Annotated in this window: 11 protein-coding genes; all 11 read left to right on the top strand. The window is 65.2% G+C overall.

The window, feature by feature from the left end:
- Positions 1-93 precede the first annotated feature (93 nt).
- The 11 genes from ACMZ6R_RS12435 to ACMZ6R_RS12385 all read left to right on the top strand — a co-directional run bounded on the left by ACMZ6R_RS12435 (position 94) and on the right by ACMZ6R_RS12385 (position 13322).
- Entirely contained in the window at positions 94-2685 is a 2592-nt protein-coding gene (locus ACMZ6R_RS12435; RefSeq protein ID WP_416111875.1) for a glycosyltransferase, read from the top strand.
- Positions 2679-3566, top strand: coding sequence for a glycosyltransferase family 2 protein (locus tag ACMZ6R_RS12430; RefSeq protein ID WP_416111873.1), 888 nt, complete (start codon positions 2679-2681; stop codon positions 3564-3566). The genes ACMZ6R_RS12435 and ACMZ6R_RS12430 overlap by 7 nt, the downstream gene beginning before the upstream one ends.
- Entirely contained in the window at positions 3563-4717 is a 1155-nt protein-coding gene (locus tag ACMZ6R_RS12425) for a glycosyltransferase family 4 protein (RefSeq protein ID WP_416111871.1), read from the top strand. Before ACMZ6R_RS12430 ends, ACMZ6R_RS12425 begins: the two co-directional genes overlap by 4 nt.
- A 161-nt stretch (positions 4718-4878) precedes the next feature.
- Positions 4879-5838 (top strand): metal ABC transporter solute-binding protein, Zn/Mn family, encoded by a 960-nt coding sequence (locus ACMZ6R_RS12420; protein WP_416111869.1) that lies wholly within the window; start codon positions 4879-4881, stop codon positions 5836-5838.
- Complete coding sequence (locus tag ACMZ6R_RS12415; RefSeq protein WP_416111867.1) at positions 5835-6626, top strand: metal ABC transporter ATP-binding protein; 792 nt, start codon at positions 5835-5837, stop codon at positions 6624-6626. Before ACMZ6R_RS12420 ends, ACMZ6R_RS12415 begins: the two co-directional genes overlap by 4 nt.
- Positions 6623-7441 (top strand): metal ABC transporter permease, encoded by an 819-nt coding sequence (locus ACMZ6R_RS12410; protein WP_416111865.1) that lies wholly within the window; start codon positions 6623-6625, stop codon positions 7439-7441. The genes ACMZ6R_RS12415 and ACMZ6R_RS12410 overlap by 4 nt, the downstream gene beginning before the upstream one ends.
- Positions 7442-7448: 7 nt before the next feature.
- A complete protein-coding gene (locus ACMZ6R_RS12405) occupies positions 7449-7943 on the top strand; it encodes a Fur family transcriptional regulator (protein ID WP_416111863.1) in 495 nt (164 codons plus the stop codon).
- 61 nt (positions 7944-8004) lie between these two features.
- Complete coding sequence (locus ACMZ6R_RS12400; RefSeq protein ID WP_416111861.1) at positions 8005-8985, top strand: GDP-mannose 4,6-dehydratase; 981 nt, start codon at positions 8005-8007, stop codon at positions 8983-8985.
- Entirely contained in the window at positions 8982-10073 is a 1092-nt protein-coding gene (gene gmd, locus ACMZ6R_RS12395; RefSeq protein WP_416111859.1) for a GDP-mannose 4,6-dehydratase, read from the top strand. The genes ACMZ6R_RS12400 and gmd overlap by 4 nt, the downstream gene beginning before the upstream one ends.
- Positions 10074-10163: 90 nt before the next feature.
- Entirely contained in the window at positions 10164-10511 is a 348-nt protein-coding gene (locus tag ACMZ6R_RS12390) for a hypothetical protein (protein WP_416111858.1), read from the top strand.
- 162 nt (positions 10512-10673) lie between these two features.
- Positions 10674-13322, top strand: coding sequence for a TIGR03960 family B12-binding radical SAM protein (locus ACMZ6R_RS12385; RefSeq protein WP_416111856.1), 2649 nt, complete (start codon positions 10674-10676; stop codon positions 13320-13322).
- The last annotated feature ends 12 nt before the right edge of the window (positions 13323-13334 follow it).

Here is a 13334-nt window from a genome sequence, read left to right as displayed (position 1 = left end):
GGGTGGGGGTCCGGGGGAGGGAACCCCTTTTTGCAAAAAGGGGTTCCCTCCCCCGGTTCCACCTCTTCTTCCTCTCCTCCCCAAGGAGCCACAATGCGGCAGTGTTGGTGCGGAACGGGCGGGCTGGAGCCTTATAGCGACGGGTACATGTTGTGTCCGGCCTGTGGCACGTTGGTGTCTCGGGAGGATCGCGAGGAAGGCTATGGCCGCGACTATTGGTTCGGGCACCAGGAATCCGATCTGGGCCAGCCGACCATCGAGACCCGGGCGCGGCTGGATTTGCCCGAGCGGTGCGTCTATTGGCTGCGGCGGTTCTTGAGAGCCTGTCTGCCGCCCGGCGACGTGCTGGAACTGGGCTGTGCCCATGGCGGTTTTACGGCGCTGTTGGGGAAAGCCGGATTTCGGGCGCGCGGCCTGGAGCTGGACGCCACCATTGCCGGGATTGCCGGCGGGCTTTTCGGCGTGACGGTGCTGTCCGGTCCGCTGGAGGAGCAGGAGATCGCGCCGGGGAGCCTTTGCGCCGTGGTGCTCATGGACGTGCTGGAGCATCTGCCCGATCCGGTGGAGATGTTGCGCCGGGTGGGCACGCTTCTGGCTCCGGGCGGCGTGGTGTTCGTGCAGACGCCCCGGTTCCCGGCCGGCATGGCCCATGAACGACTTTTGACCGAGGGCAATCCGTTTTCGCGTATGTTGCTGCCGGCGGAGCATCTGTATCTGTACAGCGAAAAGGCCGTACGCGAGCTTTTTACTTTTGCCGGGCTGGATCATTTTCGTTTCGAGACGCCGCTTTTCCCCTACGACATGCTGTTCGTGGCCGGACGGCAGGAGATTGCCGAGCATGGCCGGGAGGTCGTGGAGAAGGCCCTTTGCGCCACGCCGGATGGCCGTTTGATCCAGGCCATGCTGGACCTCTTCGGCCGGGCCAAGGCGGCCGAAGAGCACGCGGCGGAACTGTGCGGGGCCGAGGCGGCGAGCCTTGGCGGCCTGGAAGGCGTGATCCGCGAGACGGCCTCGGGCTGGACGGCCCAGGGACGGCTGCCGCGCCTTGTCAACGAGGTGCTTTTGCGCTGGGGCCGGGCGGCCTGGGCGTTCAATAAGGCCGTCAAGTACGTGCTGGCCGCGCCCGGGCTGCGCCGGGAACTTCCGGTGCGGGACACGGCCGGGGACATCCTGGTGGCCGTGGACCTGACGCCGGTGCTCCCTGGCGGGGACAACGGCGGGGCCAAGCTTATGACCATCCTGCTGCTCCATGCCCTGCGCGACATGCGACCGCACTGGCGATTCGTCTGCATTGTCTCGGACGCGGCGTATGACGAGTTGTCGCACCTGGACGCGGCCAACATGGAGCGCGTCAAGGTGGGCGCGGTCGGGGCGGGCAAGGCGATTTCCTACTGGCAAGGCAAAAAGGTGGACCTGCTTTTTTGTCCCTTCACCATGCCCTATTTCCACCATCCCGACGTGCCGGCCGTTTCGGTCATCTATGATCTGCAATACGCCTATTATCCGCAGTTTTTCAGCCCTGACGAGGAAGCCTGCCGGGAGCGGACGTTTCTGACCGCCGCCCGGTGCTGCGAACGGCTGGTGTGCATTTCCGAATTCGCCCGCCGCACCGTACTCGAACAGGGCAACGTGCCGGACGGCCGCACGGCCACGGTGCATATCTCCCTGCCCAGGCGGCTTACGCGCACCGATGCGGCGGCTGTCGCGGCCATACGGGAACGGCTGGGGCTCGAGGGGGACGACTATCTGCTCTATCCGGCCAATTTCTGGCCGCATAAAAACCACCGCATGCTCTTGACCGCCTTCGGCATGCTGGCCGCCGGGCGTCCGGAGCCGTTGCGTCTGGTCCTGACCGGCGCGGACACGGGCCTGCGCCAGGAGCTGGGACAGGCCGTGGCCGCCCTTGGCCTGGAGGGGCGGGCGGTCTTTGCCGGCTACGTTTCCGACGCGGACCTCTCGGCGCTTCTGACCGGGGCCCGGGCGCTGGTCTTTCCCTCGCTTTTCGAGGGCTTCGGCATGCCGCTGGTCGAGGCCATGGCTGTCGGCACGCCCATCGTCTGTTCCGACGTGACCAGTCTGCCCGAGGTCGGCGGCGACGCGGCGCTTTATTTCGACCCCCGGCGACCCGACGCCATCGTGGCGGCGCTGACCCGCCTGTTGGACGAGCCCGGATTGGCCGAGGAGCTTGTGCGCAAGGGCCGGGAGCGCCTGGGCGTTTTCGGCGGCCCGGAAGATATGGCCCGCAAGTATCTGGCCGTCTTCGAGGATGTGCTGGCCCGACCCGTGTCCCAGAGCACGGCCGTGCGCGGGCTCTATGGCGACGGTTGGTGCGGCTCGCGGCTGTTCGTGGCCTGCGGCCCGGCGGCCCATCGCCAATGGCTGCGGGCACGCTTCGATCTGCCGGCCGGCGCGCCGTCGGGACAGGTGCGCATCGTGACCATGGTCAACGGCAAGCCCTACGGCCGGCCGGTGACGCTTGCTTCGGGTAAATCGGCTGCCATTGATCCGGACGTGCCGCCCCATGGCGGATACGTGGAATTTCTCTTCGAGGGCGCGCGGCGTGGCGATGCGGTCGGTCCCGGGGCGGACCGGCGCAAGCTCTCCGTGCGCTGCCTGGAGTTGCGCCTGACCGACGGGGCCCGGGACGTGGACCTGCGCTATGGCGATGAGGGCAGGGCATGTTAAGCGTCAGCGCCATCACGCCGTCCTACAATCAGGGGCGCTTCATCGGCCGTACCATCGAGAGCGTGCTGTCCCAGCAGGGCGCGTGCGACCTGGAATACGTGGTCATGGACGGCGGCAGCACGGACGAGACGGTCTCGATTCTTGACAGCTACGGCGGCCGGCTGCGCTACCGTTCCGAGCGCGACAAGGGCCAGCCCGACGCCGTCAACAAAGGCATTGCCGCGACCACGGGCGAGGTCATTGCCTGGCTCAATTCCGACGACGTCTATTATCCCGGAACCCTTCAAGCTGTGCTTGAGGTTTTTGAGACCCGACCGGACGTGGATGTGGTCTACGGCGACGGCGACCATATCGATGTGGACGACGCTGTCATCGAGCCCTATCCGGCCGAGCCGTTCCGTCTGGAGCGGCTCAAAGATCGCTGCATCCTCTGCCAGCCGGCCGCGTTTTTTCGGCGGCGGGTGGTGGAGCGCTTCGGGGCGCTCGATCTGCGCTGGCAGTATACCCTGGATTACGAATTCTGGCTGCGGCTGGCCAAGGGCGGGGCGGTCTTCGCCTATTTGCCGCGAAAGCTGGCCGGTTCGCGCTTTTATCCCCAGACCAAAACCTCGGGCGCGAAGCTCAAGGTGCACGCCGAGATCAACGACATGATGGCCGCCACCTTCGGCCGGGTGCCGGACCGCTGGCTGTGCAACTACGCCCATGCCCTGGTCCGGGAGAAGTGGAAGCTTGCCGAAAAGGGCATGGCCTTCACTCCGGCCGTGGCCCTGGCCTCCCTTGGCGCGTCCGCGCGCTGGAACCGGAGCGTTTCGGGAGCGCTTGCCCGCACCACCCTGTCGTGGCTCACGCGCGGGCTCGTTCGTCCCGGCGGGACGCTATGAAAATCGGCTTCGACGTGTCCCAGACCGGCGCGGGTAAGGCGGGCTGCGGCTATTTCGCCGCCGGCCTGCTTTCCGCCCTGGCCGCCATCGACCGGGACAACGACTACGTGCTTTATCCGGCTTTCGGGGATTTTTGGTGGGAGCCCCGGCCCAAGGCCTGCCTGCGTCCGGCCGGAAGCTGTTTTCGCCTGGGGCCGACCTTTCGCCGTTTCTGGAATCAGAAGCGCTTTTTCCGCCAGCCGCCGGCCGATTTCGAGGCCAGGCTCGGCGGTCCGGACATTGTCCACGCCAACAATTTTTTCTGTCCCACGGGGCTTGCCCGCGCCCGGCTCGTCTACACGCTCTATGACCTGTCGTTTCTGGACAATCCGGCCTGGACCACCGAGGGCAACCGCACCGGCTGTTTCGACGGCGTGTTCCGGGCCGCGACCACGGCGGATTACGTGGTGTCCATCTCCGAATATTCCCTCGACCACTTCTTGAGGATTTTTCCGCAGTATCCGCGATCCCGGACGGTTGTCGCGCCCCTGGCCAGCCGCTTTTCGACCGCTTCGCCGCAGGCCAGGCCGCGCATCGCCGACGCTCTCACGCCCGGGGGCTATTGGCTTTGCGTGGGCACCATCGAACCGCGCAAGAACCATGAGCGGCTCTTTGCCGCCTACGCCGCCTGGCGCGGGGAAACGGGCGGGGACATGCCGCTGGTCCTGGCCGGGGGCAAGGGCTGGCTCATGGACGACGTGGCCCGCACGGTGGGGGAGCTCGGCATCGCCGACCACCTCGTTTTCACGGGCTATGTGTCCGACGCCGAGTTGGCCTGGCTCTACGCCAACTGCCACGCCTTTCTCTATCCCTCGCTTTTCGAGGGCTTCGGCCTGCCGGTGCTGGAGGCCATGAGCCTTGGCGCGGCGGTTGTCTGTTCCGACGCCACGTCCTTGCCCGAGGTGGCGGGGGAGGCGGCCCTCATGGTCGACCCGCTGGATGTGGCGGGACTGGCCCGGGCCATGGCGAAGCTCGCGGACGATGCCGCCTTGCGGGAAGCGCTGCGGCAAAAATCCTTGGCCCGGGCCAAGCTTTTTTCCTGGGAGCGTACGGCGCAGGTTGTGCGCGACGCTTACGCCGCCTGTGCCACGTTGCCGCGGCTGGGCGCCTGACCGTATACGGCCAGAAACAGCATTTTCTTCATCCGTTCGTTTTTTCAAGAGTTTTGAGCAAATGCAACTATTTTGCATTTGAGGACCGATGACGCTTGACTTTGCCATGCAACTCTGTTGCATCTGCTTCTGCCCTGCCCGCGCAGGGAAAAGGAGCTTTCATGAAACGCATCATGTTGTTGCTGGCGGGACTGCTTTTCGCGACCGCCGTGCCGGCCCAGGCTAAAATGCTGGTCGCCGTCAGCATCGCGCCCCAGGCTTATTTCCTCAAACAGATCGCCGGCGAACGGGCCGACGCCCTGGTCATGGTCCCGGCCGGGACCGACGCCCACACCTATGAGCCCAAACCCCGGCAACTGGCCGAACTCGGCAAGGCGGCCGCCTATTTCGGCATCGGCATGGATTTCGAGAACGCCTGGCTGCCCCGGTTCAAGGCCGCCAGCCCGAAGATGGCCATCGTGCATACCGACGCGGGCATCGAAAAAATGCCCATGGTCGCCCATGACCACGAGCACGAAGGCGAGGAACATGAACACGGCCATGAAGCTGACGCCCATGACCACGACAAGGCCGGCCACGCCGAGGCCCACGGCCATCACCACCACGCGGGAGAGCCCGATCCCCATATCTGGCTGTCGCCGGAACTGGCCAAGAAAATCGGGGCCAACATGCGCGACGGCCTGATTGCCGCCGATCCCGCAGGCGCGGCCGACTACCGCGCCGGCTACGAACGCTTCGCCGCTTCGTGCGACGCCCTTGACGCCGCAATAAAAAAAGAGTTTGCCGGTCTGCCCCCCGGGGAACACGTTTTCATGGTCTTCCACCCTTCTTGGGGGTATTTTGCCCGGGATTACGGTCTGACCCAGGAGCCCATCGAGCAGCTCGGCCGCGAACCCGGCCCCCGGGCCCTGGCCGGGCTGGTCAAGGAAGCCAAAAAGGATAACGTCAAAGTGATTTTCGTGCAGCCCGAAATGAGCGCCAAGCAGGCCGAGACCGTCGTCCAGGCCATCGGCGGGACCGTGGCCACCCTCGATCCCCTGGCCGCCGACTGGGCGGGCAACCTCACCAAGGCGGCAAAGGCCATACGCCAGGGCATGGCAGGTCCGTCGGAGGCCAAGTGAGCGAAGCCGTCGTCGACATCCGCGACTTGACGTTTGCCTACAACGGTCAGGCGGCCCTTTCGGGGGTCAGCCTGGCCGTTGCCACCGGGGACCGGCTGGCCGTGCTCGGCCCGAATGGCGGCGGCAAGACCACGCTTTTAAAGCTCATCCTCGGCATCCTGCAGCCGACTTCCGGCACCATCCGCGTTTTCGGCCGGGAGCCGGGACGCCAAAGCGCCCGTATCGGCTACGTGCCCCAGCGCCTGGAAGGCGTGGCCGAGCGCAAGGACCTGCCCATACGCGTGCGCGAGGTGGCGCTGATGGGCCTGCTTGCCTCGGGCAGGTACGGCTTTCGGTTCAGTCGTGACGAAATGCGGCGGGCCGATGCCGCGCTTACCCGCGTGGAAATGCTGCCTTTGGCCGACAAGCGCTTTTGCGAGCTTTCCGGCGGCCAGAAACAGCGTACGCTCATTGCCCGGGCCCTGGTATCCGATCCGGACCTGCTCATCCTCGACGAGCCCACGGCCAATATCGACCCCCAGGGCAAGTTCTGCCTCTACGAGGTGCTCTCGCGCATCGGCCAGGGCGTGACCTCCCTGGTCGTCAGCCACGATCTCAGCATCCTGGCCGCCGGGGTCACGGCTGTTGCCTGCGTCAACGCCCGGGTGCTCTACGCCCCGCAACCGAAGCTCACCCAGGAGATGGTGGACCTGCTCTACGGCGTCCACAGCCACACCTGTCCCCTGGACGCTTATCTGCGCCGCATCACGCCCGAACTGGCCGGCTTTACCTCCCTGGAGACGCGATGATCGCGGATTTCCTGACCTTGCCGTTTTTGCAGTACGCGCTCATTGCCGCCCTGCTGGCCGCCGTCTGCTGCGGTGTCATGGGCACGCTGATCGTGGCCAACCGCATGGTCTTTCTGGCCGGCGGCGCGGCCCATGCCGCCTACGGCGGGGTGGGGTTGGCCTATTTTCTGGCCCTGCCCGTACTGCCCGTCACCGTGGCCTTCACCGTGGCCGCGGCCCTGCTCATGGCCGCCGTGACGCTGCGGCGTCTCGAGGACACGGACACGGTCATCGGCGTGCTCTGGGCGGCCGGCATGGCCTTCGGCATCATCCTGCTCGACCTGACCCCGGGCTACAAACCCGACCTCATGAGCTATCTTTTCGGCAGCATCATCACCGTGCCGGTCTCCGATCTCTATGCCCTGGTCGGCTTGGCCGTGGTCCTGGTCGGGCTGACGCTGCGGCATTACAACGGTTTTGTGGCCATGGCCTTCGACCGGGAGTTCGCGGCCGTGCGCGGCGCGCCGGTAAGGTTTTTGCATTATCTGCTCACAGGCCTCGCCGCCGTGACGGTGGTGCTTCTCATCCGTGTGGCCGGGCTGATCCTGATCATCGCGCTTTTATCCGTGGCCCCGAGTCTGGCCATGCGTCGCGTCGCCTCCCTGGGCCGGGCCATGGTCGTCGCCTCCCTGCTCAACATCTTTTTTTGCCTGGCCGGGCTCATGCTTGCCTACCGCTTCGACCTGACCTCCGGCGCGGCCATTATCGCCGTGGCCGCAGGCACCTTTTGCCTGACCCTGGCCGTGGGGTTCCTGCCCCGTCGGAAGAGTGTATAGGAAGGCCATGGCGGGAGAGGGACACCAGACGCCGGCGGCGGCCATGCTGACCCGGGCGGGCATCGAGCCCACATCCTTGCGCCTGTGCGTGGCCGAGGTGCTGTCCGTGGAAGGACAGGCCCTGCCGGCGGCCGACATTCTGGCCCGGGTCCGGGAGCGTCATCGGGCCAACAAGGTCACGCTCTACCGCATTCTCGATCTCTTTGTGGAAAAGGGCTTGGCCTTTCGCCACAGTTCCGGCGACAGGGCCTTTCGCTATTGCCTGGGGCCGCGCTTTTCCAGCCGGGCCCACTGCCATGCCTACTGCGTGCGTTGCGGCCGCATGGAGTGCCTGCCCGCCCCGGAGACGTTTGTGGACATGGCCGCTCTTGGCGAGCGCATGGCCATGGACGTGATGGGGGTGGAGGTGCGCATCGACGGCATTTGCGCCGCCTGCCGCAAGGCCGCCGAAGAGGACGGGGAGACGACCGGGCCGGTTGACGCCGAGCCGGGAAACAACTAGCTTCACTGTTTCCTTACACTGGCCTTATGATTTCCCAAAGGCCGTTTCGGATGCCATCCACATGAAAAAAGCGCTTATTTTCGGGGTCTCCGGCCAGGACGGAGCCTATCTTGCCCGGTTGCTCCTGGAGAAGGGCTATCAGGTGACCGGGACCTCCCGCGACGCCCAGATGACCTCGTTTCGCAATCTGGCCGCGCTCGGCGTGCGCGACCGGGTGGCGCTTTTTTCCGTGACGCTCACCGATTTCCGCAGCGTGCTGACCGTGCTGACCAAGGTCGTGCCGGACGAGATCTACCACCTGGCCGGGCAGTCCTCGGTCGGGCTCTCCTTCGAGCAGCCGGTGGAAACCTTCCACTCCATCAGCCTTGGCACCCTCAATCTGCTCGAGGCCGTGCGTTTCCTGAATGCGCCGGTCAGGCTCTACAACGCCTCGTCGAGCGACTGCTTCGGTGACACCGGGGGCGAGCCGGCCACCGAGGAAACCCCGTTCGCCCCACGAAGCCCCTATGCCGTGGCCAAGGCGGCGGCCCATTTCGAGGTGGCCAATTACCGCGAGGCCTATAATCTTTTCGCTTGCAACGGCATCCTGTTCAATCACGAATCGCCGCTTCGCCCGACGCGCTTCGTCACCCGCAAGATCGTTGCCGCCGCCTGCCGCATTGCCAAAGGCTCCGGCGAACGCCTGCGCCTGGGCAACATCGACGTGGCCCGGGACTGGGGCTACGCGCCGCAGTACGTGGAGGCCATGTGGCGCATGCTCCAGCAGGACGCGCCCGAGGACTACGTCATCGCCACCGGCCAAACCATCACTTTGCGTGATTTTACCGCCCACGCCTTTGACGCTGTCGGCCTTGACTGGCGTGACCACGTCGACGTGGACCCCTCCCTTTTTCGTCCCTCGGACATTGCCGTAAGCCGGGCCAACCCGTCCAAGGCGGCGCAGCGCCTGGGCTGGCGGGCGACGCTCAGTCCCGCCGACGTGGCCAGGGCCATGGTCGCCCATGAAATGGGTCAACCGCAACCGGAGAAAACCGCTCCATGAAGAACAAAGTCGCGCTGATCACCGGTATCACCGGGCAGGACGGTGCCTATCTGGCCGAATTGCTGCTGCAAAAAGGCTACGAGGTGCATGGCATCAAGCGCCGGTCCTCGCTTTTTAACACCCAGCGCATCGACCATCTCTACCGCGACCCGCACGACACCGGCCGCAGACTGATGCTGCACTATGGCGACCTGTCCGATTCCACCAACCTCATCCGCATCATGCAGGAGGTCCGGCCGGACGAGGTCTACAACCTGGCCGCCCAGAGCCACGTCAAGGTTTCCTTCGAGTCGCCGGAATACACCGCCGATGTGGACGCCCTGGGAACCTTGCGCCTGCTCGAGGCCATCCGCATCCTGGGGCTCGAGAAGCACACCCGTTTTTACCAGGCCTCGACCTCGGAGTTGTTCGGCAAGGTGGTGGAGACGCCCCAGACCGAGAAAACGCCTTTTTATCCACGAAGCCCCTATGCCGTGGCCAAGCTCTATGCCTACTGGATCACGGTCAACTACCGCGAGGCCTATGGCATGTATGCCTGCAACGGCATCCTTTTCAATCACGAGTCCCCGGTTCGTGGTGAAACCTTTGTGACCCGCAAGATCACCCGGGCCATGGCCCGCATCAAGCTGGGGCTCCAGGATTGCCTGTATCTCGGCAATATGGGGGCGCTTCGCGATTGGGGTCATGCCAAGGATTACGTGGAGATGCAGTGGCTTATGCTCCAGCAGGACGCGCCGGACGATTTCGTCATCGCCACCGGCCGGCAATCCTCGGTGCGCGACTTCGTGGCGATGACCGCGGCTGAGCTCGGCATCCCCCTGCGTTTCGAGGGCGAAGGCGCAAACGAGAAGGGGTATGACGCCGAAACGGGCAAATGCCTCGTGGCCGTCGATCCCCGCTATTTCCGGCCGACAGAGGTGGAAACCCTGCTCGGCGATCCCACCAAGGCCCGGGAACGTCTGGGCTGGCAGCCGAGGATCACCATCGAGCAGATGGTGTCCGAGATGGTGCGAAATGATCTGCGCGAAGCCGAGCGGGATGCGCTTTGCAAAAGCCAGGGATTTGCCGTTTTCGACTACAACGAATAAACTGCCGGGCCTTGACAGGGCTTCCCCCGTGTCTAGCTCATACAGGCGGCGCGTTTTCGCGCCGCCAATTTTGCCCAAGGAGAATACCACATGGCTTATGACATCCGCCTGGTGAAGCTGATAAACGGCGAGACGGTGCTCGGCAAATGGGACGAGGCCGCCGGCAAGCTGACCGACGTGGCCCTGCTCCAGACCATTCCTTCCCAGCAGGGCGTGCAGATGCTGCTGTTGCCCTTCGGCTATCCCTTCGAGACCGAGGTCGGCGGCGAGATCGAGTTGTCCCACGTGCTCTATCAGTTCAAGAAGTTTCCCGACGAGCTCAAGACCCGCTACCTGGAAGCCACGAGCAACCTCACCCTGTCCACCCCCGGCGACCTCAAGACCCTGTCCAACCTGGGCGGCGGCAAGGGCAATCTCTCCAGCATCCTGAAGAAATAGGGTTTATTTTATATACTGGGGGAAAAGCCACTCTCCGTAAGGCGGCTTCCCCAGCGTTTTGGTACGCCCGCAACAGTCAAAAAAAAGTTTAGGAAAGGGAGAGCGCGAGAGGGGAGAACCCTTTGCAAAAGGGTTTCCCCTCTCGCATTTTCTTCTCAAAATATGCGCGAATTCGCTCCCTGGCTGCAAAAGCCCACCCAGTATCTCGGCGCCGAATGGGGCCGCACGGCCAAGGACGCCACCTCGGTGCGCGCCCGGGTGGCCCTGGCCTTTCCGGATATGTACGAAGTCGGCATGTCCTACGTGGGCGGGCGCATCCTTTACGAGACCGTCAACCGCGTTGCGGGCCTTGCCGCCGAGCGTGTCTTCACACCGACCGACGAGGCCGCCGCACTGTTGCGTGACCAGGGCGCGCCGCTTTGTACCCTGGAGTCCGACACGCCGCTGGCCGCCTGCGACGTGGTGGCGTTCCACCTCACCCACGAGCTGTGCTACACCAATGTGCTGTACATGCTGGATTTGGCCGGCATCCCTTTTCGCGCTGCCGACCGGGGCGAGGACGGGCCGCTGGTTATCGCCGGCGGCGGCTGCGCCTTCAATGCCGAGCCCGTGGCCCCGTTTTTCGACCTTATGGTCATCGGCGATGGCGAAGAGGCTTTGCCCGCTATTTTGGAAGCCGTGGCCACGGCCAGGGAGGAGGGCGGCCTTTCGAAGCGCGACGTGCTCCTGCGCCTGACCGCCATCCCCGGCGTCTATGTGCCGTCCTTTTTCGACGTCGGCCCGGACGGCGCGCCGGTACCTCTGGTGCCGGGCTACGAGCGTGTGACCAAGGCGATTGTGGCCGATCTGGACACGGCTCCTTTTCCCACCTGCCAGGTGGTGCCCTTTGCCCAGGCCGTGCACGACCGACTGGCCGTGGAGATCGCCCGGGGCTGCACGCGCGGTTGCCGCTTTTGCCATGCCGGCATGATCTACCGGCCGGTACGCGAGCGCAGCCTGCCGGAGCTTGAGAAGCTGGTGGCCGAGGGGTTGTCGCGCACCGGCTACGAGGAGCTGTCCTTTCTTTCCTTGTCCACCGGCGATTTTTCCGCTTTGGAAAGCCTTTTCGCCCACACCATCGACCGCTGCCGCCGGGACCAGGTGGCCGTGTCGTTGCCGTCGCTGCGTGCCGGCACCCTTTCCGACTCCATTCTCGACATGATGGCCGGCATCCGCCGCACCGGCGCGACCGTGGCCCCGGAAGCCGCCACCCAGCGCCTTCGCGACGTTATCAACAAGGGCATCACCGAAGAGGACATCCTCGACCACGTGGCCAGGCTTTTTCGGCACGGCTGGCAGCAGGTCAAGCTCTACTTCATGATCGGCCTGCCGACCGAGACCGAGGAGGACGTGCGGGGCATTTACGAGTTGGCCAAGAAGGTCCTGGGGCAAGCCCCCCAGGGGACCAAGCGCCTGCAGGTCACGGCCGCCATCTCGCCCTACGTTCCCAAGCCCCACACGCCGTTTCAGTGGGAAGCGCAGATCAGTCTGGAACAGATCAAGGAACGGGTGGGGTATCTGCGCGATCTTTTCGCCACGGACCGGCGGCTGACGCTGCGCTGGCACGAGCCGGAGATGAGCTTTCTCGAAGGCGTCTTTTCACGGGCCGGCCGGGAGCTTGCGCCCCTGGTCGAGGCCGCCTATCGCCAGGGCGCGCTTTTTTGTTCCTGGATCGACCGGTTCGAACTGGCTCCGTGGCTGCGGGTCTTCGAAGAGGCCGGGCTCGATCCGGCCAAATGGCTGGCCGCGCGCGACCTGGATGCGCCGCTGCCCTGGGACCATCTTTCCTGCGGTGTCACCCCGGCCTTTTTGCGTCGGGAACGCCAAAAAGCCCTGGCCGGACGCATCACGGCCGACTGCCGCTACGGCGAGTGCTCGGGCTGCGGGGTGTGCGACTTCGAGGGGCGCAAAAGCGAACTGCGCGCTGCCGGGAAGGCGGAAATCCGCCCGCGCTGCAACCGTCCCGAACGCGAACACGAGGCCGTGGCCGCGCCGCCGCCTCCACCCAAGGAAGACTTGACCCGCAAGGCCGTGCACGTGCGCCTGTGGTTTACCAAGACCGGCAGCGCCGTGTACCTGAGCCAGCTCGAACTCACGCGTCTTTTCGAGCGCGCCTTGCGCCGGGCCGGGCTTCGGCCGAGCTTTTCCGCCGGCTACCATCCGCTGCCCCAGATGTCCTTCGGCCGGGCCCTGTCGGTGGGCGTGGCGAGCCGGGCTGAGTGGATGGGGCTTTTTTTGCGCGAACCGGTGGCTCCCGGCGACATCCCGGCAAGGCTCAACCCCAACCTGCCCGAGGGACTTGCCATGGTGGCCGTGGAGGAGTTGCCTCCGGGCCGCAAGGTGCCGCATCCCATTGAGGAAACTTTCGAACTTGTCATACCCGCCGCCTGCGCCAAGGACTGCCTGGAACGCTGGGCCGCGTTTGCGGCGACGGACAGCTTTTCCGTGACCTGGGAATCGAAAAAGGGCCCGCGTTCCATCGACGCCCGGCCGCTCGTCACCAGCATTGCCGCCGGCGAATCCGATGATACGGTGCGTTTTACCTGCCTTTTCGCCGAAGCCTACGTGAGCCCGTTGCGGCTGGTCGAGGCCGTCTGTCCGGGACTGGTGCGCGGCCGCTACGCCCTGACCAAGGCTTCCGTGGCCTTCGAGGCGGGGGGGGGCGGCGTTCCCTTCCGGTTTGATGAACCAGAATTAAGTTCCCTTGCCGCGCAAAATACCTATGCTTTATGTGCCGCCCGCACCACCGCGTGCGGCCGGCCCCCTATTTGAAGCAAAGGAGTT

The organism is Solidesulfovibrio sp. C21 (assembly GCF_047785625.1).
GTDB lineage: Bacteria > Desulfobacterota > Desulfovibrionia > Desulfovibrionales > Desulfovibrionaceae > Solidesulfovibrio.
Note: the sequence above shows the minus strand (reverse complement) of the source record. Positions and strands in the feature narration are given on the sequence as shown.